The sequence below is a fragment of the Parasphingomonas halimpatiens genome (assembly GCF_036663795.1).
Taxonomy (GTDB): domain Bacteria; phylum Pseudomonadota; class Alphaproteobacteria; order Sphingomonadales; family Sphingomonadaceae; genus Sphingomonas.
This window is the reverse complement of sequence record NZ_JAXOJP010000032.1, coordinates 1-20,682: the sequence shown is the minus strand read 5'-3', so window position 1 is coordinate 20,682 and position 20,682 is coordinate 1. Positions and strand designations below refer to the sequence as shown.

The window sequence follows — 20,682 nt, the reverse complement described above, 5'->3', positions numbered from 1 at the left end:
GATAAGATCGGATCAATGCGGGGGGGATTCGGCAAAAGCATTGTTTTCGCGGCATTGGCGAGCAGCTCGCTTCTGGCCGCGCCTGCCCATGCGCAGGAAGTTGCGCCGCTGAGCCGTGAAGAGATTTCGTATGAACTTGCAAACACCTATCGGATTCTTGCGGACGAGCAATTCCTGAACAACCAGCGGGATGCCGCGCGCGGCAATTACAACACGGCCTCGGTACAGGCCGACGTGTTGAAACCCGTGGCGGGGCTGGTGACCGAGGAGCAGGTGCAACTGCTCAAGGCCGAAATCGGCTATCGCAGACTGCTGCTCGATTCCAACGCCAGTTTCTGGGGCTTCGAGCACCAGATGCGACCGATCAGCCCCGTGCTCGCCATGACGCAGTTTTCCGAGACGGCGACCCAGTTCCAGAACGAGGTCGTCAAGATCGACGACCTGGCGACGAAGATCGCGAACAACAATCGCAGCGCCTTGCAGGACGAACGGTCCGCGCTGCAGGAGCAGGAGCAAAAGGTGGTTGCGGTGCTCGATGGGCAGGTTGCCGACACCAACCTGCGGAATGCGGGGTTGCGGCGCACGATGATCGAGGACCGCGTCGGTGCCATCGCCCAACGCCAGCAAGCCATCGCGGCCGAGCGCGAAAGCGTTTTGTCGCAACTGGATGCCAATCAGGCCGGCATGAACAAGCTGCTGCTGAGCGCGGTCCAGCAGGCGGTCGGCCTGCCGCCCAATGCGGTGGAACTGGTCGATGCCGCGTCCCGCGGGGATGTCGATTCGGCGCTCAACCTTGCGGTCACCGCCTATGGGTCGGCCGACCCGGCGCTGACAAAGTCGCTGGGAAGCTTTGCCGAGGACGCGCGGCTGGCGGCGCAGGATTATACCGCGCTGCAAGGCAAGGTGACGAACCTCGTCGCGCGCGCCAACGAGGGCGCGTTGCTGTTCCGGGCGATTCAGTCGGGCGACGTGTCGAAGGTGCTGGAGGCCGGGACGACCGTCTTCCAGAATCTGCCGCCTGAGGTGCAGGCAAAGATGCTGGCGTCCGTGCGCGAGAACGCCGATCTCAAGGCGGTCGTCACGCTCGCGCGCAAGGGTACGCAACTTCGCGGGCAGGTGATCGAATTCGTCCGCAGCACGGCAAAGATTTCCGACGCGGTACGACCGGTCGTCGCCGGGCTGCTGGATACGGCGTCAGAGCAATTCGATGCGCATTATGCGCTGGCACTGAGCGCGACGATCGCCGCGGCGCGCACCGTGGACGACCAGACCAGAGCCTTGGTCTGGATCAGCAAGGCGTGGAGCGAAAGCGTCGTCGATCAGGCGCTCAAGGATCCGGTCGCGATCGTCGCGGTGGCGGTGCTGCTGGGTTCGCCGTGCAAGGTGCTGGCAGACTGCCGCAAGTTCCTCATCACGCAGTTGCAGGCACGCGGCCTGACCGGCGCCCCGGTGACGGTCTCGTCGGGCGGCGCGGTGCAAATCGTGAACCCGGCAACGGGGCAGCAAGTCGCGCGGTTCAGCCTGCCGGAGCTCGCCAACACCCTGATACGGCGCCCGGTCGAGCAGCAGCGCGCCGTCCTGCGGCAGGATGTCAATGCCGTGCTCAAGCGACTCGACGAGCAGCAGGGTCTGGCAATGGGCCGCTTGCTGGACCTGCTGCCCGACGCGACGTTCGACCGGGTCGTGAATGACAAGCTCAGGACGCTGGCAGCACCCGACGCCGGCGCCGCCTTCCAGGCAATTACCGGGCCGGTGGACTCACCGGCGGCAGGCGAACTGGCGCGGGGGCTGGCGAGTTTGTCGCTGGGCGGCGATCTGGCGCGGAGGACCGTCCTGGCGCCAGCGACCGCGGCACCCGTTCCGGATCTCACGACCCCGCCATCGCCGGCGGAACAGGCGGCACTCAACGCGCTTGCGGCAGCGGGGCCTTATGGCGTCGCGGCGAGCATTGCGTTGCAGGCATTGCGCGGCATGAGCGAGCTCTCGGCCCTTGCCGACCAGGCGGACCGGCTCGACAAGGAAGACCGATCGCTGTCGGTCGAGTTGCTGCATCTGGCGCCGCTGCGGCTTGACGTTGATCGCGACGAAAGCCTCGCGCAGCTCGCCCAGCGATCCGCCCAGCTGCGCAACGCGATGGCCGCAAGCCGCTCGCAGATATTGCAGGCGGCGCTGCGCGAGGATGGCCAGGTGCAGACCGAGCTGGCGGCCAAGATCCGCAGCCGCTTGCCGCTCAGCTACTATCTGGCCGAGTTGATGCGCGAGCAATATGACCGGCTCGATCAGTCGCTGGCGCTATGGACCGGTCAGATCGGCTCAGCCGGGTCGCGGATCGAAAATCTCTTGCGCGGCGACCCGCGGACGGCGCGTCTCGCGCTCGATCCCGATATCCAGCTGTACGACTGGTTCGCGCGCAATTCCGAGGGCCAACGGCGCGATCTGGATCAACTGTCGCAGCATTGGAATCGCCTCGCCACGGTGGCGACCCAGGTCTGCAACACGCTGGGTTGTGACAACAACGCGCGCGATGTTGGCATCGTCGAGGTCACCGAGAAGGTCAGTCTCGACGAGCTGCTCGGTGATATTCCCCCGGCCGGGGCGACACGTGAACTGTCCTTTACCCTGCTCCCGCGGCATCTGCCCGACCTTGGCGATCTGGAGGGGTTGCGACTGGTGAGCGTGGCCGGTGTGGTGCGCAATCGACAGACCGATAGGACAAGCTCACCCCTCAACATCCGCATTCGTCATTCCGGGCTAGGCTTTCTGATGGTCGATGGCCAAGGGCAGACCGAAACCTTCGACTCGTCGGACTCCTTCACGCCCGATTTCATCGATGACGCGTCGGCCCTGAGCGAGCGCCGCAACGATCTCCAGACCAGGTGGAGCACCAGTCCCAAGCTGGGGCCGCTCGAGGGCTATGCGCTGTTCGGCCTGTATCAGATATCGCTCCCGGCTTCCTTCGATCCCGCAAAGCAGTCGCTGGAACTGACCTTCTTCTATCAGCATCCCCGTAACGCGATCCCGGTCGATGCACGGTTGCCGACCGCGACGGTCCAATGTGCCGGTCAGGCCGACCCGCGCGGCATCGAAATGTCGGACGTGCGACTGCTGCTCCGTCGCGACAGCAACGGCCTGCTCTCCAAGCTGGACGGGGGATCTACTTGCACATTGGCGGAGAACCGGCCGTGATCTGGCAACGGATCGCCATTGTCGTTGCGGGAATCGCCGCGGCTGCGAGCGCGACCAGCGCCCGCGCGAGCGACCTTTCCGTGACCGGATCGGTCAGCGCAGACTGGAGCGCAGCGAGGCTCGTCACACCGTCGCCCGATGCCGTCCTGCGCCCCGGTCACAAGGTGCGCATTACCGTTACCGGCCAGGTCGACATCAATTTCGAACAGAAGCACCGCCGCGATTGCAGCTGGTTCGGCCTGTCGTGCAAAAATATCGACTGGACCGAGCACCATTGGAACGGGCCGGATAGCGCACCCGTCCTGATCCAGATTCGCGCGATCGGTTCGGGCCAGGTCATCGCCAGCCAGGTGGTCAATGCCCAGTTTTCCGGGCTGACGGTGCCGGTCGATACGACCGACTTCGGCAAACGCTATGAAGTGGTTGCGAGCCTGGCCGGTGTCGGCACCGCGATCGACCCGGCGCGCAGCGCCGGAAGCTACACGGTCAGCCTGACGATCGACGCAACGGCACGCGCGGATGCCTTTTCCAGCTGGCTTACCGGAACCAAGCCGACAGCCGATCTGGCCACGTCGGCCGAAGTCCTCGATCAGGCCCTGCTGCAAAGCCGCCCGGAACAGACGGCGGGCGCGCTGCGCAGTTATGCGGCTTCGCGTTTCCCGCTGGCGAATGTCGCGTTGCGCAGCTCCTATGAAACGCTCGTCCGCAAGGCCATGGAGATCGCGCCCGGAGACCCCGCCAATGCCATGGCGTTGGCCAATTTCTTTCGCGCCGTGGGACTGAATGCCCAGGCCGACGCGGTGCTCAACAAGGTGATCAACGATCTCGAGGCGAAGACCGATTCGCACTCGCGATTCCTGTTGGCTAAGGCCTATGTCGGGCGTGCGGATGCCGGTCTGGTCGCCAGTGGCGGCGTGAGTCCGACCGCGGTCGAGGATGCGTTGGCTTATTACGCCAAGTCGATAGAATTGTTCGAGGCGGTTGGCCGTCGCGATTTCCTTTCCGATACCCTCGTGCGCCGCGCGCGACTGTTACGCGGTACACGCACGCCGGCGGCGCTGGCTGACGCGATCGCGGCGTTTCAGCGTGCGCGCGACCTTGCCCCCGAAATGGTCAGGGCCCGTGGCGCGTTCGAGAGTCCGGATGGCAAGAGCCTGCAGTTGCTCGATTGGGCGGACGGTTATCGCACGCCGACGCTTGGGGCCGCCGCCGACGACAGTCCATGGATCGCCGACGCGGTGCCGCTTGCCTGGGATCCGGTCGATCAAAAGGTACTCGAATCGCGCAACGGGATAGCGTTCCAGTGGCGCAGCCTTGCGCCCGATGCGGTCGCGCAGCCGGGGCCGCTGTTGAGCCGACAACGTTGGGGGCTGGAGGTCGCCGGCGGCGCGGCGATCACGATCAATGCTGGCGGTACCGCGACCCATTTTGCGGCGAATGGAACGATCACGCCGCTCTCGTTCAAGGGAGCGGCGCGGTGTCCCGACGTCATCCTGCCACCGGGACTGGGGCGACCGACCGCGCTTACCGTTCAACCCTTCGTGTTGGGGAGCATCGCGCGTTCCGGCGAGCTCGCAGCTACCTATTGCAACGATACGTTGCAGATTTACAAAATTGTCGGCGGCGTTCCGTCGCTCGTTCAGACCGTCGCCCTGCCCGTTAACGGCGGGGCCAATTTCGGCTCGCTGAAAATTGTCGCCGGGCCGGCAAATTGCGGAGTCGCCATCGCCAAGATGGAGAATAATGGCGGTCCGGCGGTCATCAGCGTGACGCTGGTGCGGCTCGACGGGGGGCGAGTCAGCCTTTCCCTGACCGCAGTGCCGCCCGCCGCGCCATCGACACCATTCCCGAGTTTCGGTTTGCCCAAAATGGCTTATCCGACCTTCACCGCAGACGGGCGGATCCTCGTCGTCCGATCCGACATGGACGCCGAACTCTTCAGCTGTGCCGGCAGCGCCGTGGGCAAAATCAAGCTCCCCCCGCGCAGTTCCAAGCCGCAAATGCCGACCGAATTCCTGAACATGCAATGGCTGGACAAGGACTTTCTGTCGGTTGCCGATTTCGATGGTTCTCGCTTGCTCGTGATGGACACGGCGCGCGCCGAGACCAAAGCCTATCCCCTGGGCATGACGGATTCCGTTTATGCGTCCGCGCCGAAGATGGAGTTCGCCTTTTCGGGCGTGACCCCGGGCGCCACACCGCGGGTGGCCAAATCGGCGCGGCGGGCTATTCCGCGTCAGCTTGGCGAGGCCGTGGCGGCGTCGCAGACGATTGTCTTTCTTCCCGGGACGCGATTCTTTGAATCGACGTTGCTGAACAGCGGTCAGACCTTGCTGTCGTCGGATCTCAATTTTTCGGAATCGGTGGTAACTGATCTCGCGACGGGGCGTGCCACGCCGATCGGTGCGGCGCTCGGCAGACCCTTTGGCATCGACGGCGTCGATGGCTGGGCTGCGGTGCGTTTCGCGCCTCCGCCATCCGGCGGCGCGACTCCCTTCTTTGCGTTAAAGCCGCCGGTCGCGATCGAAATCTATCGCAAGGCGACGCTGGTGCAGACAGCGACCTTCGGCGATCTGGGCGCGGCAGACCGAAGCCGGGTCGCGGGTGCGATCGCCAAGATTGTGCATGACAATCCCCCGCAGGCTTTTCCCGTCCCGCCGGGCTATCCGTTCTTTCCGCCGCCCGATCTGCACTATCTGGTGGAATCGCCCGATCGTCTGTCGCTGCAACGATCGCTGATGACGACGACCGGTTCGTTGGCGAGCTCGGGTGGGCGCGGTGCGATCGGTCTGTGTGTCAGCCTGCTTGGCCGGGCCCAGGCGGGGACAGTCCTGCCGCTGCCGCTCAGCCTGCCGCCCGGCGCTTTGCCTTCGGAGCTCTATAGTTTTCGGGACGGCAAGCCGGTTCTGGAAAAGGCAGATGCGTTCGACTGCATGTCCGCCACCGTGGTTGACGGCGACAAGCCGACTATTCTGACGCGCGAGCCGACCACGCCGCAGGCTTCGCAGTTTCGGATCAAATGGCTCCGCAACGGCGCGTGGATCGACGGGGGCATCCAACCCGGTATCGGGATGATCGGTGAAAGCAGCGTCATGCCCGACGGAAGCGTGCTGGTACTGCTGAACCCATCGGACAGCAGCGGCCCGGGCGCCGATCTCATCCGCCTGTTGCCGGGCGGGGGACAACGGTCGGCCTGCCCGGCGTGCTCGGGCATCAACGTCTATGCCGCGGCCACCGCCATCAGCACGCGTCTGCGCACCGGTGATCAGGGGCGGACCGAAGACGGGCCGGTGCAGATCGACACGAGAAATCTCGTGATGGTCGATCGCGAGGGCAAGCTGCTGGCGAAGCCGGACGGCGACGAGACGGTGATATTGTCGCTCGATACCGGGGCCGAATTGCTCCGCGTACGCCTCGGTCGTGTCCTCGTGCTGCGCAAGAACCTGGTCGTTGTCGATACTGGCGAGGACAAGTTGCAGGTGCACCGGCTGTAGGCGGCAATGGCAGCGCGAGGCCGACCACGAACAAATGACATCAGCCGATCGATGAGGGGCATAGCGACGATGGGGAACAGGGCAGGGCATATGGCGAGCCGCCGGCAGGTGATGCTCGGTAGCGTGCTGGTCGTCGCCTCGCCCGCCTTTGCACGGCCGGCAACGGCGATCGTGCCCTTTCAGTTGCGTGTCGCGATCCCGTCGAGCGGCGTGCTTTATGGCGGCCTGTTGTTTGGCGGCGGCGTCAAGGCGCTGATCGAGGGCACCATCGACCTTGCCAGGTCTGGAGCGGCGGCAATGTCGGTCACGACTCGTTTCCTCGGCGCGACCAGGCAATATGCCGCGCCGGATGCCGTCGCGCTGGCCGGCAAGCCAAGCTGGTTCGTCGGGATAAAGCCAGGCGCCGTGCCGACCAAAACCGGTCAGGCCGTGGTCAACGACACGTCGCTTGGCGTTGCCTGGACCCCGCCGCCCGGCGCCACGCACGGCCTGACGCTAACCGTCAACGCCGCCAATCCGCTGGTGCCGGCAGCACCGGCAATCGACGCCAAATTCGTGCTCGGACTGCGCATGACCGGCAGCGTGACGCACTATATCCTTTCCGCCCAGCATGATGGGTTTCCCGACTATGGCTTCAGGCTTGGCGCCGGAGCGCCCGTCTATGGCTATGACTGCGTGACGGCGGGCGACTCTCCCTTGGCGCTGTTTCCGCCGATGGAACGATCCGGGGGAACATCTGCCTGGACGGCGTTTTCGCGCTAAAGTGCCGTCTGTAGAAAAACAGTCGCGCGCTCGATCGCGCGTTCTTTTTCGCGGATGCGCGGCTGGACAATAACGCTTCGTGCGCTAGGCGCCGACGGGCAACCGGGAGCAAGCTACAGTGTCGGCGGTCAAAGAAGGCGAATCCAACCTCGTTCTGTTGTCGGCGCTCGCCGCCAATCTCGGCATCGCGGTGGCAAAGTTCATCGCGGCGGGGATCACGGGATCGTCGTCGATGCTCACCGAAGGCTTCCATTCGGTCGTCGACAGCGTCAACCAGATACTCCTCCTCTACGGCCAGAAGCAGGGACGCAAGCCGCCCGACGAGGCGCATCCGTTCGGCTATGGCCGCGAGCTGTATTTCTGGAGCTTCGTCGTCGCGATCCTGATCTTCGCGGTCGGCGCCGGCGTGTCGATCTATGAGGGGCTGGTCCACATCAAGGACCCCGAGCCGCTGACCAGCCCGCTGATCAACTATATCGTGCTCGGCGTCGCGCTGGCGATGGAGGGCGGATCATGGTTCGTCGCGATGCGCGAGTTCGCCGCGACCAACCGCAAGGGCAGCTGGTGGGGCGCGGTGCGGCGCTCGAAGGATCCGGCGGGTTTCATCGTGTTGTTCGAGGACAGCGCCGCGCTGGCCGGGCTGGTGATCGCCGGGATCGGCATCTGGGCCAGCCATGAATATAACGATCCGCGGATCGATGGCGTGGCGTCGATCGTCATCGGCGTGCTGCTCGGCGTGGTCGCGGCTTTCCTCGCGCGCGAGGCCAAGGGGCTGCTGATCGGCGAGGGCGCCGATCCGGAGATCGTCGCGCGGGTTCACGCGATCGTCGACGGGCATCCGGCGATCACCTCGGTCAACCATGTCCGCACGATCCACACCGCGCCGACCAGCATCTTCGTCGCGATCAGCGCCGATTTTCGCGACAGCCTGACGATGGGCGAGGCGGAAACGATGATCGAGGGAATCGAGACCACGCTCAAACAGGCGATCCCGGAATTGTCGTCGATCTATATCCGGCCCGAGAAGCGCGAGGACGCGGCGATCCTGCGGCCGACGCCGGTGGAGCCCTGACGGAGCCTGCGATCAGGCCGGCGTCAACTCCACCACGTCGAGCAGCGATTCGAAGCGCGGCGACGGGAAGATCATCCGCCAGCGTTTCGGGCCGATGCGTTCGACATAGCCGGCGAGATCGCGCTGCGTGTCCTGGCCATAGACCATCGGCTTGGTCTCGTCGCCGAGCACCAGCGTACCGAGAAACACCGCGCGACCCGGCACGTCGTTGAACAACAGGCCGACCGGGCGCTGCGGCCCGGCGACCTTGTAGAGGCTCGAGACCTCGCCCTCGGCCTCGACCGCGCAATCGGCGGCGGGATAGACCGTGAAGTCCTGCATCGCCGGGCCGTTGGCGCCGATCTTGTAGACCTTGCAATGATAATGGCCGGGCGGCGGAATCGGGCCATCGGCCATGGCGCGGTCGGGATCGAACAGCGCGCCGAGCGCGTCGATCTGGCCGCCGCGTCCGGCGGCGCGTGCCTTGGCAAGGGCGGTGACCCAACTCTCGCGCCAGGTGCGCAGGCGCTCGCGATCGGCATCGGTGACGACGCGGTGCCAGTCGGCTGGTGCCGGCGCGCTTGCGACATGGCTGTCGCGGCGATGGCACGCGCCGAGCGACACGGCGGCGCATAGAGCGAGGGTAAGGGCTGATCTGTTCACGCGACCGTTTTTCGTTGGGCAGTGATGCACTCTACGCCGTGCCGGGCGCGCTGGCCATGGCGATCAGGCAGCGGTCCACCCTCCATCGACCGAGAGATTGGCACCGGTGATCGATTTCGCCTCGTCGCGGCACAGGAACAGCGCGAGCGCGGCGACCTGTTCCGGCGTGACGAACTCCTTGGTCGGCTGCGCGGCGAGCAGCACGTCGTTCATCACCTGCTCGCGCGTCAGACCGCGGGTCTTCATCGTGTCCGGGATCTGGCTCTCGACCAGCGGCGTCCAGACATAACCGGGCGAGATGCAGTTGACGGTGATCCCGGCGGTCGCAGTTTCGAGCGCGATCGTCTTGGTCAGGCCGGCAATGCCGTGCTTGGCCATGACATAGGCGCTCTTGTTCGGGCTGGCGACGAGGCTGTGCGCCGAGGCGGTCGAGATGATGCGGCCCCATTTCGCCGCCTTCATCAGCGGCACGGCGGCCTGGATCAGGTACCAGGCCGAAGTGAGGTTGATCTTGATGATCGCCTCGAACTTGTCGGCCGGGAAATCCTCGATCGGCGCGACGTGCTGGATGCCGGCATTGTTGACGATGATGTCGGGGCCGCCGATCTCGTCATGGCAGCGCATGACCATCGCCTGGATCTGCTCGGGCTTGGTCATGTCGGCGGCGTCGTACAGCGCCTTGGCGCCGCTGGTTGCTTCGAGCGCGGTGCGTTCGGTCTCGATCGCGGCGGCGTCGCCGAAGCCGTTGATCACCACGCTCGCCCCCTCGGCGGCGAAGGCCTTGGCATAGGCCAGGCCGATGCCCGAGGTGGAACCGGTGACGATGGCGGTCTTGCCCTTGAGAAACATGGTCTACTCCGTGACGAGGGGTTGCGGGCGGCGCACGAGGTCGAACGACGCGCTGTGGCCGGTTTCGATATTGTTGGCGACGAGCTCGGCATTGGCCATGCTCTCGTCGACGGCGAGGCGGCCGGCGGCCCAATGCTCGCGCATAGTACGGGCCGAGAATTCGAAGTCGCGGCTGCCGCCTTCCCACGCATTGGCGCGGTAGATCAGCTGGACGAGGTTGACCGGTTGTTCGGCGGCGCGGGCGGCGAGCGCGCGCACATCGGCGTCGTCGCGCAGTTCCGGCGGCAGCTTGGCGATGACCTTGCGGATCGCCTCGCGTTCCTGGCGCAGCTTCATCACCTGCGCGGAAATCTGCCGCGTGCGGCTGGAGAAGCGGATTTCCTTCTCGCGCGCCATCACGTCCATGATCGTTCTGGGTCGCTCGGTCGCGGCGGCGAACAAATCGACCTGGAAGGCGAGCAGCGGATCGGTCTGATGGTCGAGCACATGTGTCAGCGGCGTGTTGGAGACCAGGCCGCCATCCCACCACAACCGCCCGTCGATCTCGATCGGCGGCAGGCCCGGCGGCAGCGCCCCTGAGGCCATGATGTGCCGCGCATCGATGCGCGTTTCAGTGGTGTCGAAATAGCTGAAATTGCCGCTCTCGACGTCGACCGCGCCGACCGAAAGCCGCACCGGCCCGGTGTTGAGAAGGTCCCAGTCGATCAATGCGTCGAGCGTCTTTGCGAGCGGCGCCGAATCGTAGAAACTCAGCGCGCCGGGTGAACCGGGCGTGGCCATCAACGGCGGCACCACGCGCGGGGTGAAGAAGCCCGGCACGCCGGCGACCATGACGAAGCTCGCCGACCATTCGTGCAGCCACTCGCGCAACTGATCATTGGGGAAGATCGGGAAGCTGGGCAGCGAGCTCGACAGCTTCTCCCAGAACAAGGTCAACCGCTCGACGCGACGCTCGGGCGGGTTGCCCGCGACGATTGCGGCGTTGACCGCGCCGATCGAAATTCCGGCGACCCAGTCGATCTCGATGCCGCTTGCCGCGAGCCCCTCGATCACCCCGGCCTGGTAGCTGCCGAGCGCGCCGCCGCCCTGCAGCACCAGCGCGACGCAATCGGGCAGCGGCAGCGCGGCGGCCTTGCGCCCTTTGCGTCCATGGTACGGGTGATCGATGTCGGCCATCGCCTCGCTCATGGCCCCGGGCGGCGCTGCGATCAACGGGCGTTTGGTGAAATCGCCGTCATCCGACTCATTCGCGCGGCCTTGCAACCCCGCGCCGCCCCGCGCATTCATGCCGCGACGGTAAATGATCCTGCGGGGAGGATGCCATGCGGCTCGACGATTTCGATCCCAATATCGATGTGGAGGATCAGCGCGGGCGCGGCGGCGGGCTGGGGTTCGGCGGCGGCGGCGGGGGCGGCGGGATGCTGCTCGGGCTGTTGCCGCTGGTGTTCAGCCGCTTTGGCTGTGGCGGCGTGGCGGTGCTGTTGATCGTCTTTGCGGTGTTCGGCGGCGGGCTCAACCTGCTCGGCGGTGGTGGCGGACAATTGTCGGCCCCGACCGCGCAGGTCGGGGCGCCGGGCGGCGCACAGGGCGGGCATGACACGCAATCGAGCTGCACGCTCAACGCGGCGAGCAAGGCGGCGTGCAATGCGCTGAGCTCGGCCGACAAGACCTGGGCGGCGATCTTCCAGCAATCAGGCGAGAGCTTCACCCGGCCGAAGCTGGTGTTCTACGGCAGCGAAGGCCAGTCGGGCTGCGGCGCGGCGCAGAGCGCGATGGGGCCGTTCTACTGCCCGCAGGATCGCGGCATCTATCTCGACACGAGCTTCTTCGACGAACTGGCCAATCGCTTCGGCGCCAAGGGCGATTTCGCGCAGGATTATGTCATCGCGCACGAATTCGGCCACCATATCCAGAACCTACTGGGCACCTCGGACAAGGTCGCCTCGGCGCAGCGCCGCGCCAGCGAGACCGAAGGCAACGCCTTGTCGGTGCGGCTCGAGCTGCAGGCGGATTGCTTTGCCGGCGTGTGGGCGGCGAAGAACCGCGACCGGATGGAGCCGGGCGACCTCGAAGAGGGGATGACGGCGGCGCATGCGATCGGCGACGACACGCTGCAGCGCGAGGCGCAGGGGCGGGTGGTGGAAGCCAGCTTCACCCACGGCACCTCGGCGCAGCGCATGGCGTGGCTGCGCAAGGGGCTCGACACGGGCGATCCGGCGCAGTGCGATACCTTCAGCGGGGGGATTTGAGCGCGGTAATGGCGCGGGGCGGCTTCTTTCTGGTCCTTGTCACGTTGCTCGGCGTATCGAGCGCCAACGCCATGCAAGTGCCACATGCAAGCGTGCCGACTGCTTCGTGCCGAGCAGAAGTGGCATTAGCCTGGCCGAGCTTGGTCGAAGCGCCGCATGAGCAACCGGCGCCCGCACGACTGTCGACATTTGATGCCAGCGAGGGCGTCGCCGAGAGCCAGCCCGCTGCCCGGGGCCACCTTCGAGGCGCGTTGGCGAGCACCGATCATCTGCTTGGCCTGTGCGCGGAAAATCCCGCGATAATGGCGAATCTGCGATCGCTGTCGGCGGAATTGCGCATTGCTGCGGGAGATTTCACCGGCGCCGCCGCGCAATTGGCGCCGGCGAGCACAGAACCATCGGCGCCCTTGATTCGTCGCAACATGCTTCTGCTCCTCGGCGCTGGGCTAAAGAGCGGTGACGCAGCGTATTTCGCAACGGTTCGACGAGAAGTCGCCACCCGTCATGACAAGCTGATGCGGCTGGCAATGGGGGTGGACGCGTCGCAGCGGATCGACACACCGATCGCGGTGGTCGATGGCTACCGCTCCAAATCGCGTTCGATGCGTGCTGTGTTCATCGGTTGGCCAAATGCCGGGGGCGCGCCCTTGGCGCTGTTCGTGCGCGAACCGGATTCGGATGGTGACGGACAAGCCGATCTGGTCGGCTGTTCTGCTTCGACCTCGCTGGATTACCCGGCATCAGTAAGCGGCGGCGCTACCAGTGATCAGGACCTAATCGGCTTTGCCCGGAAGATATTTTCAGATGCCGTTCGGTTGGACGAATTTCGGTCGCCGAACGGTGCCGATTGTCTCGAAGTCGACCGGGTGCTGCCGGCCTTTGCGAATTCGCTGCGCTTCATCGGCAATGAATATTCGGATCGCGACGTTCTGACCGAGAAGCAGCTGGAATTGATGCTGGGCGGGTCGGAAGAGCAAAGTCAGGACGCGGTTCACTATACCGAAATTCACCCGGAATCGGTCAATCCCATGATGTTGCCGCTGATCATCTCGAAACTGATGCGACGCGGCGATATGATGCATGCCGCCTTCTGGTATTATTTCTGGCAAATCAGAAGTGCGCCCTGGGCCAAATTTGGCCCGCCCGATGGATATCCCGCGCTGCGCGGTGCATTTTCGGCAGCGCTTGGCCCGGTAATCAACGGATGGGCCGGTAGCGATCCAGATGCCTTTCGGGACCTGATGACACGCGCAACATCGTTCGAACGGCGCGCCCCGCTCTACGGAGGCAAGCCGGATGGCGTGACAGACACGGCCTGGCAGGCGGCAATCGCGCGTTCGCGCCTTGATCACAATATCGAGCAGCTGGATTCAATCTTCCCGCGCGACGCGGCGGGGCGGCAGAAATATCTCGATCGACGCAAGGCCAATGGACTGTATGTCGGCCCGCTACGCGACCCCGGTGAGCCATTACCGGAAACCTGGCGTTAGCCTATGCTTTGACGCGATACCCTTCGGCGGGATCGACCCAGATCACCAGCTGGTCGAAGGCCGGTTGTGCCACGCCGTCGATGGTTACGTGCGCTACGAGCGCGGCACCGTTGGCGGTGTAACGTGTGCAGATTTCCTTGCCGATGAACGGTGCCATCGCCGCCGCGACCTTGGCGATGATCGGCTGCGCCTTTTCCGCCGCGAGTGCCTGACCGTTCGCGTCGATGATGCCGCGATCGAAATCGCTCGCCGCAATGAAGCCGCATACCGCGCCGTCGCGCACGGTGACCGTCGAGACCAGGGTGAGGGCGACGGGTGGCTCGTTGGCCAGCGGCAGGCGCGCGGTGTTGCGGATGACGCCGTCGGCGCCGGTTTGATAGCTTGCGATCGATTTGCAGGTCTTGTTGGCAACATCGGGTGAGTGACATTGCAGTTTTCCTGCCGCCGCCGGCGCGAGCGGATCGTCGAGGCCGAGCGCGGCGGCGAGCAGGAGCAGCAACATCGGCGTCATCCTTTCGAGAGTTCAGACCTTGACCAGCATCTTGCCGGTATTGCCGCCGGTGAACAGGCCGAGAAACGCATCGGGCATGGCGTCGAGGCCATCGAACACGGTCTCCTCGCTCTTGAGCTTGCCCGCGGCGAGCCAGCCGCCCATTTCCTGATAGAATTCGGCCGCGCGGTGCATGTGGTCGCTGACGAGCAGGCCGGTCATCGTGATGCGCATGCCGATCAGCCGGGCGAGATAGCGCAGTTCGGTCGGCTTGCCGTCATTATAGATGTCGATCATGCCGCAGATCGCGAAGCGCGCGTGGAGATTGGCGGTCGCCAGTGCGGCGTCGAGATGCTCGCCGCCGACATTGTCGAAATAGACGTCGATGCCGTCCGGCGTGGCGGCCATCAGCTTCTTCACGATGCTGCCCGGGGCCTTGTAGTCGATGACATGGTCGGCGCCCAGCGACGCGACCCAGGCGCATTTCTCGGCGCCTCCGGCCGAGCCGATCACCGTCATGCCGCGCGCCTTGGCGACCTGTACCACGGTCGAGCCGACCGCACCCGCCGCGGCCGAGACGAACACGACGTCGCCTTCCTTCGCTGCGGCGACGGTCAGCAGGCCGAAATAGGCGGTCATGCCGGGCATGCCGAGCTGGCCGAGAAATGCCTGGGGCGGCACGGCGAGCGGCGGCAACTTCTGTACCTGGTTGCCCGGCAGCACGGCCTCGTCGCGCCAGCCGGCCATGTGCAGCACCATGTCGCCGACCGCCAGGTTCTCGGCGCGGCTCTCGACCACCTCGCCGACCGCGCCGCCCTGCATCGCCTCGCCGAGGACGAAGGGCGGGGCATAGCTCTTCACGTCGTTCATGCGGCCGCGCATATAGGGGTCGACCGAGAGCCAGCGATTGGCGATGCGTACCTCGCCCTCGTTGAGCGCCGCGACCGGCAGATCGATCATCGCGAAATCGGTATGAACCGGCATGCCGTGCGGGCGTGACTTCAGGCTCCATGCGCGTGCCATGTGCGACTCTCCTTCGGGGTGTTTTCGAGGGAGCGGTATGGCGCAACACGCCGGGCAACGCAAAGGGCGCGGCGATGCGAATGTGCGGTGTGTTCGGGTCGTGCGGAAAGTTGCGCGGTGGCAGGGGAGGCCAGTTGCATCACCCGAAAAGGGAAGCTAGAGGCGTCGCTCCCGACGGGCTGTGCCCGTTGCGCCGTGGAGCGGGGCTGTAGCTCAGATGGGAGAGCGCTGCAATCGCACTGCAGAGGTCAGGGGTTCGATTCCCCTCAGCTCCACCACGGGTAGCTAAGCTGTTAATTCAGCTTAGAAACTTGGGAAAACAAGCGCTTAATGACAGAAGGGTGTTACATCGGAACCGGAGATAAACCGATGTGTGACTACCTTAGCCAGCGCGGCTCAACCTACTATTTTCGGCGTGTAATCCCCGCTGCCCTGCAAGGGTTCATCGGCCAAATCGGCTGGACCTACAGCCTTAGGACCAAGGACTACCCAACCGCAAAACGAATGGCTCAAATCGAGGGAGTTCGGACGAGCCGCATCCTCGAAGATGCTGAGGATGCGTTGCGGGCATCGTTGCCGGATGCCAACCTCCCATTCCAACGGCCCGCTTTGACGCCTGCACAACAGGAGGAATTCGATAGCCGGGCCGATCAAATCCGCGAGGCCGAGGCCCGCCGACTCGCACGCAAGCCCGAGCGTGACATATTCCGTCGGCGAATGGATTGGGGCTCGGGGGAATTGACCCGAACCGAACAGGTCGCTCGCGATATCCTGAGGCAGCGCGACTCCACGATATCGGAATTAGAGGCGCGGCTGAGCATCCTTGACGGCAACGCGGTGGCGGGGCTGACCCGGACCCTTGCCAACGTGGTGGCGCCTAACGGACAGTCCGCCATGCTCGATGGGGTTATTGTGGATTTATGGGCAGCTGAGCGAAAGGTTGACCCCAAAGGGATTGATACACACCGCGCCGTAGCGCGTTGGTTCTATGAGCGGGTCGGCACCAAGCCGGTCCATAAAATCGCCCGTAAGGATGTAATCGCGTTCAAGGCGAAGCTCGTCTCTGAGGGGCAGTCTCCGGCTAATATCCGCGTGAAGCTCTCTCGCCTCGGCACGCTGCTAAGCTGGGCAATGGACAATGACTACGCCAGCGACAATCCGGCAAAGGGCATAACCATGCTCGACCCCGACGCCGCGAGGAACAAGCGTAGGGAGTTCGATCTCGCGTCGTTGAATGCGGTGTTTGCCAGCCCCGTATATAGCGAAGGTGCGCGCCCGACGATGGGGCGGGGCGAAGCCGCCTATTGGCTACCCTTGCTGGCAATCTTCACGGGTGCGCGGCTTGAAGAGTTAGGCCAGTTGCGGCCGTCCGATGTGGACAAGGTCGCGTATCCCGATGCCGACGGCCAAGAGCTAGCCGCATGGGTGATCGTTATCAAAGAGGATCGGAACGAGGGTTTGCGCATCAAGAACGCGGCAAGCGAGCGATGCGTGCCTGTCCATGCGACATTGGAACGGCTTGGGTTTCTAAGGTTCGTCGCGGCGGCAAAAAGCGCAGGCCAGGAGCGGTTATTCCCAGCCCTAAAGGCCAACGTTTACGGACGGGTGACCGCAAAATGGGGCGAGTGGTTCAGCCTCTATAAGAGGGCGGAATGCGGCATCACCGATAAGCGCATGGTTTTTCACTCATTCCGGCATACGTTCAAACACTATGCCCGGCATGTCGGCATCGTCGAGGGGGTACAGCGGCAGCTTATGGGCCACAGCAGTTCGGACTCGGCGGACGATTATGGCAGCGGCCACACGCTTCATCAGTTGGTTGAGGGAATGGCACTTTACCGGGTTCCGGGCTTTGTGCTGCCCGCGCCGCCACCTACCCTCAGATAGGCAGCTTCCCGCTAAAGCCCCGCCGCGCATAACAGGTCCGATGGCTCGGCGTTGAGTGCAGCGGCTACCCGGATGATGTCGAACGGGATAACATTGCGTTCAACCCCTTGTCAGCACCAGCAGCGGCGCGTTGGCGGTTTCGCGAGGAAAAGCGGACGGGCAGGAGCCGCCCAGTTGCGGACATTGCAACGCGCTGGCATCCTACCCAAGATGATGGAAGCTGCACGCCTGAAACGCGCTCGCCGACGCATGCGGGGCTACTTCTTAGGTAGCGGCATCATACTGGCGTTTCTCTACATACTCGCTGCTGCCTTCATCGTCCGCTTCGTCGGCGTTGAACTGACCCGGTTTTGGTCCACCGTGCTGATCGCGGCAGCCGTGCTCCTTGGTGGAAGCTATGGGATCATCCTGTTCAGTTTTACCGGCGTCCACATTGTTCGCCGCTTGCGAAATCGACAGCCGATTATGGATGCGGAGGACTAGACCGGAACGTCCGCTTCCCACCACGTGTTGCCGTCCCGGTGCCATCGATCGAAACGACTGCCCTGAAAACGGACTGGCAGGTTTCGGAACGGAAAGCAGGCGGGCAGCAGGCGCCCCAGTTGCCGCCATCGCCAGAACATGGTGTAATCCCGACATGCCCGCTTATGCCAACCTATCGGATGATGACCCGGAGCGCTCAAGGAGCGGCTCGGGAAGCTGGTGAAGCATAACCCGGTGGAGATGACGGAGTGAAAATCCCGATCCGAAATTACTTACCAACTCCGTTGACGATCTTCATTGAGCCGTACTGCGACCAATATGACATCCCGGCGGGAGGTGAGGCGCTAGTCACGTTAGATGATGATTTCCCGTTCCAGATCGACGTGCACCCGGACAACTGGGTTTCGATCTGGGATGAAGGGATCATGCGAGCAGTCGTCGAAGTGTTCGAAAAGCACTTCCAATCTTCAAAATGAGGGGTTTGTAAACTAAGCAATCGCCAAACCTTTAGAGACTGGCGAGCCACCGCTTTCCACCACTTGTTGCCATTGGCGCGCATCGGACCCCATAGCCGCAAGGCCCATTTTACAGTCCGGCCGCGTCTAACAACTCCGATGGCTTGGCGTTGAGTGCAGCCGCTACTCGGACGATGTTGAGCAGGGTGACATTGCGTACCTCGCTTTGTTACCACCAGTGGCGCCGTGTTGGGTGCAATGTGAAAGCGGACGGGCAGCAGCCGCCCACTTGCAGAAATTCCGTGGAACGGTCAGACGAGTTCAATGAGCCTGTTGGGACGATATCTCGCTTATCTGAAACGAAGAGCAACCGGCTTGTCTCGGCTACAATGGTATGTAGCTTCTTCAAAGGAGGCGCTCCCTTGGGTGCTGGTCGCGCTGGCGCTTGCCGTGCCAGCCTCGCTGCTTTCCGGGCCCTACCGAGTAACGGCTCTCTGGATAGTGGCGGTGCCAGTACTGCTTGGGTTTGCCGCCACGCAAATCGTCATGCTCGTTGTTCATCTAAACGACCTTCGTGGTCACGTCCGAAGGGTCGATTGAGCCGACAGGCAATGTCCGTTCTCTACTGCTTGCGGACTTGCCAGTTGCCTGCCAGCATTGAGCGATGAAAGAACTGGTGAAGCATAAGCCGTTAGAGAAACCGGAGTGACCTCCAAGCAATGGTGGATCGCGGCCATCGGTTCGCTGGTGATTGCCGGCGTGCTTAGGCATCGCGGCGAACGATCGTAAAGCCCGCATTGAACAGGGACGCCAAAGCCGATGCCGCGATTAATCGGCAGTCGCGGTGGGGATCCTTGTCCAACTTAGCAACGGCAAAAACGGTGGGCGCGATCCCGGCTCGGATCACTGCTTCGACAGCCTTCAATTCTTCGGGTCTCACAAAAAGCTCCATGCTTTTCCCTAAGCAGAAGGCAACGACTGACGCGGCGCTGCGGTTGCGACGCCCGCCACCGTTTGTCGCTATCGGCGCCCATCCGGCCCCCATAGCCGCAAGGCCCGTGCTGTAACCCGGCTGCGCCTAACAATTCCGATGGCTTGGCGTTGAGTGCAGCGGCTACACGGACGTGTGCAACGTATATCTAGTCGAGAAGGCTGCCGGGACTAACCCCTAAAGCTTGGGCAATACGGGCAACCACTTGAAGCGTGGGGTTACGGACGCCGCGCTCGATGTCAGACATATACGAGCGAGCGATTTCGGCAGTGTCCGCGAAGGACTCTTGCGACACCCCAGCCTGCTTTCGCAGCCGCTTCACGTTCAATCCAAATCGACGGCATAGGTCCATTGCCCGCAATGACTGGCGGGGAGCGCGCTAGCGCTTCCACCCTCTATAGTGGACATTTTGGCTTTTTGGGTGCGTGGAGGGGATAGGCTGCGGCGATTGGCCGGGGTGCTAACCCGGAGGTCCCCGTGATTTCAGCTTTGCTCATGATGATTAGTGCCCCGGGCTACGGTCCGATGGTGGACTCGTACACGGGGAAGGCGTGCCCAAGCGTTCAGCCCGGGCACACCATCTATGATAGCATCACTGCTGGAGACTTGCTCAACTTTGCCCCTGCCGTCATTGCCCACTGCATCAAGGAGCGAGAGGCGCTTATAGAGCGGGCAAAGCGCCGTGGGCGGCGCCGCTAGCAACTAAGGTGGCACACCAAACGGCAGCCGCATGATTGGTTGCGCGAGGACATCCCATTGGAACGCTACCCGGGCACGGTCCATCCAGCCCAGCGCAAGGCGTCCCGCAACATCGGAAATTCAGCGATGGCGTTTATTATCTCGGGATAACGCAGCTTGCCCAGATCGTCCTCATGGTGACCATCGGGGAAGGTGACGGCTAGCCTCCCCATTGGTAAGCGGCGTGCGGTCAGCCCCTCAAATTGCATCTCTGCAAATTCCCCTTCGCGCTCAGCCTTGGCTCGTTCCAAAAGGTCTAGGTGGCTATCCAAATTGCGGGCAACAATTGGCGGGACCCCTGCCTTTATCCGTTCGAAGTTGGGCCTGCCCCGGCTCAAGTGGCAGCCATGGCAGGACCTGTCCCGGGTGCGCTTCATGAGGCTGCCGCATTGGTGGCACTGGGAGCCCAGGACGATGTATGATGTCGCCCCGGCAAGGAAAGCTGTGAAGCGATCGGCATTTCGCACCCGGCCCCGCAGAGCCTCCCTGAAGGCCGCGTCAGCGTTGCACAAGCGCCGCTGCTGAGCGTCCAGCTTGTTCGCCCTTGGCTGTACGTGGTGAAGCTGAAAACGCGGGTCAGTGGTGATGCCGGTGGTGGGGCTCGGGTTTGTCATATTGGGCTGCTTTCGGGGGAATCTCGCCCCATGTATACGCTTCATGGATGCGCGATGCTTACGGCTCTTAGTTATGGTCCCGTGGCCCCCCCGGGAATAATGGGGCCTCCTCAGCGAATATCAGGTATGAACGCATATCTCTTAGAGCCTGATTCAAAAGTTTCTCAACTGATTGAGACTCTTGCGATTCTGCGGGTGATCATGCGGATGCTGGCGATGGTTGCCCATGCGGTCGAGCTTTCGATGGATCGTTCCCA

The 20,682-nt window shown here is 63.7% G+C and carries 18 protein-coding genes, 1 tRNA gene and 1 pseudogene; 11 read left to right on the top strand and 9 right to left on the bottom strand.

All coding sequences use genetic code 11. The features are described from left to right. Positions 1 to 54 precede the first annotated feature (54 nt). From U1839_RS21890 to U1839_RS21875, 4 genes are all read left to right on the top strand, one after another. Positions 55 to 3,186, top strand: a complete 3,132-nt coding sequence (locus U1839_RS21890) for a hypothetical protein (RefSeq protein WP_332805696.1) — start codon at positions 55 to 57, stop codon at positions 3,184 to 3,186. Next, positions 3,183 to 6,680, top strand: a complete 3,498-nt coding sequence (locus U1839_RS21885) for a hypothetical protein (RefSeq protein WP_332805695.1) — start codon at positions 3,183 to 3,185, stop codon at positions 6,678 to 6,680. The genes U1839_RS21890 and U1839_RS21885 overlap by 4 nt, the downstream gene beginning before the upstream one ends. Before the next feature lie 90 nt (positions 6,681 to 6,770). Further along, positions 6,771 to 7,442 (top strand): hypothetical protein, encoded by a 672-nt coding sequence (locus tag U1839_RS21880; protein ID WP_332805694.1) that lies wholly within the window; start codon positions 6,771 to 6,773, stop codon positions 7,440 to 7,442. 118 nt (positions 7,443 to 7,560) lie between these two features. Further along, positions 7,561 to 8,514 carry a cation diffusion facilitator family transporter gene (locus U1839_RS21875; protein WP_332805693.1) on the top strand — a complete coding sequence of 318 codons (954 nt, stop codon included), beginning with the start codon at positions 7,561 to 7,563 and terminating at the stop codon, positions 8,512 to 8,514. A 12-nt stretch (positions 8,515 to 8,526) separates the two neighbouring features. Here U1839_RS21875 and U1839_RS21870 read toward each other — a convergent pair whose 3' ends face one another. The 3 genes from U1839_RS21870 to U1839_RS21860 form a co-directional block, all read right to left on the bottom strand. Beyond that, a complete protein-coding gene (locus tag U1839_RS21870; RefSeq protein ID WP_332805692.1) occupies positions 8,527 to 9,156 on the bottom strand; it encodes a DUF4893 domain-containing protein in 630 nt (209 codons plus the stop codon). A gap of 63 nt (positions 9,157 to 9,219) precedes the next feature. Next, a complete protein-coding gene (locus tag U1839_RS21865) occupies positions 9,220 to 10,005 on the bottom strand; it encodes a 3-hydroxybutyrate dehydrogenase (protein ID WP_332805691.1) in 786 nt (261 codons plus the stop codon). 3 nt (positions 10,006 to 10,008) lie between these two features. Further along, the gene (locus U1839_RS21860; RefSeq protein WP_332805690.1) at positions 10,009 to 11,193 is read right to left on the bottom strand and encodes a patatin-like phospholipase family protein; all 1,185 of its coding nucleotides are present in this window, start codon (positions 11,191 to 11,193) and stop codon (positions 10,009 to 10,011) included. Between the two features lie 134 nt (positions 11,194 to 11,327). Here U1839_RS21860 and ypfJ point away from each other — a divergent pair, with 134 nt between their 5' ends. Together ypfJ and U1839_RS21850 are read left to right on the top strand one after the other, a co-directional pair. Then, entirely contained in the window at positions 11,328 to 12,254 is a 927-nt protein-coding gene (gene ypfJ, locus U1839_RS21855) for a KPN_02809 family neutral zinc metallopeptidase (RefSeq protein WP_332805689.1), read from the top strand. Between the two features lie 8 nt (positions 12,255 to 12,262). After that, positions 12,263 to 13,744, top strand: a complete 1,482-nt coding sequence (locus U1839_RS21850) for a hypothetical protein (protein ID WP_332805688.1) — start codon at positions 12,263 to 12,265, stop codon at positions 13,742 to 13,744. Between the two features lies 1 nt (position 13,745). On the opposite strand, the gene U1839_RS21845 is transcribed toward U1839_RS21850, so the two are convergent. After that, positions 13,746 to 14,246: a hypothetical protein gene (locus U1839_RS21845; RefSeq protein WP_332805687.1), complete on the bottom strand. Its 501-nt coding sequence runs from the start codon at positions 14,244 to 14,246 to the stop codon at positions 13,746 to 13,748. 21 nt (positions 14,247 to 14,267) lie between these two features. Beyond that, positions 14,268 to 15,257: an NADP-dependent oxidoreductase gene (locus U1839_RS21840; protein WP_332805686.1), complete on the bottom strand. Its 990-nt coding sequence runs from the start codon at positions 15,255 to 15,257 to the stop codon at positions 14,268 to 14,270. Between the two features lie 202 nt (positions 15,258 to 15,459). Between U1839_RS21840 and U1839_RS21835 the strand changes: the two genes are divergently transcribed. From U1839_RS21835 to U1839_RS21815, 5 genes are all read left to right on the top strand, one after another. Beyond that, positions 15,460 to 15,535, top strand: a tRNA-Ala gene (locus tag U1839_RS21835). A gap of 91 nt (positions 15,536 to 15,626) precedes the next feature. Further along, complete coding sequence (locus U1839_RS21830) at positions 15,627 to 17,144, top strand: DUF6538 domain-containing protein (protein ID WP_332805685.1); 1,518 nt, start codon at positions 15,627 to 15,629, stop codon at positions 17,142 to 17,144. A 210-nt stretch (positions 17,145 to 17,354) separates the two neighbouring features. Continuing rightward, complete coding sequence (locus tag U1839_RS21825; protein ID WP_332805684.1) at positions 17,355 to 17,627, top strand: hypothetical protein; 273 nt, start codon at positions 17,355 to 17,357, stop codon at positions 17,625 to 17,627. Between the two features lie 248 nt (positions 17,628 to 17,875). Next, a complete protein-coding gene (locus U1839_RS21820; RefSeq protein ID WP_332805683.1) occupies positions 17,876 to 18,103 on the top strand; it encodes a hypothetical protein in 228 nt (75 codons plus the stop codon). 303 nt (positions 18,104 to 18,406) lie between these two features. Further along, a complete protein-coding gene (locus U1839_RS21815; protein WP_332805682.1) occupies positions 18,407 to 18,682 on the top strand; it encodes a hypothetical protein in 276 nt (91 codons plus the stop codon). Positions 18,683 to 18,845: 163 nt separating this feature from the next. Here the strand turns inward: U1839_RS21815 and U1839_RS21810 are convergent, their stop codons facing one another. From U1839_RS21810 to U1839_RS21795, 4 genes and pseudogenes are all read right to left on the bottom strand, one after another. After that, positions 18,846 to 19,034: a hypothetical protein gene (locus U1839_RS21810; RefSeq protein WP_332805681.1), complete on the bottom strand. Its 189-nt coding sequence runs from the start codon at positions 19,032 to 19,034 to the stop codon at positions 18,846 to 18,848. A gap of 187 nt (positions 19,035 to 19,221) precedes the next feature. Next, positions 19,222 to 19,425 (bottom strand): helix-turn-helix domain-containing protein, encoded by a 204-nt coding sequence (locus tag U1839_RS21805; protein ID WP_332805723.1) that lies wholly within the window; start codon positions 19,423 to 19,425, stop codon positions 19,222 to 19,224. A gap of 412 nt (positions 19,426 to 19,837) precedes the next feature. Continuing rightward, on the bottom strand, positions 19,838 to 20,062 hold the full coding sequence (locus U1839_RS21800) for a hypothetical protein (RefSeq protein WP_332805680.1): 225 nt from the start codon (positions 20,060 to 20,062) through the stop codon (positions 19,838 to 19,840). A gap of 527 nt (positions 20,063 to 20,589) precedes the next feature. Continuing rightward, a pseudogene (locus U1839_RS21795) lies at positions 20,590 to 20,682 on the bottom strand (IS5/IS1182 family transposase); the annotation flags it as partial.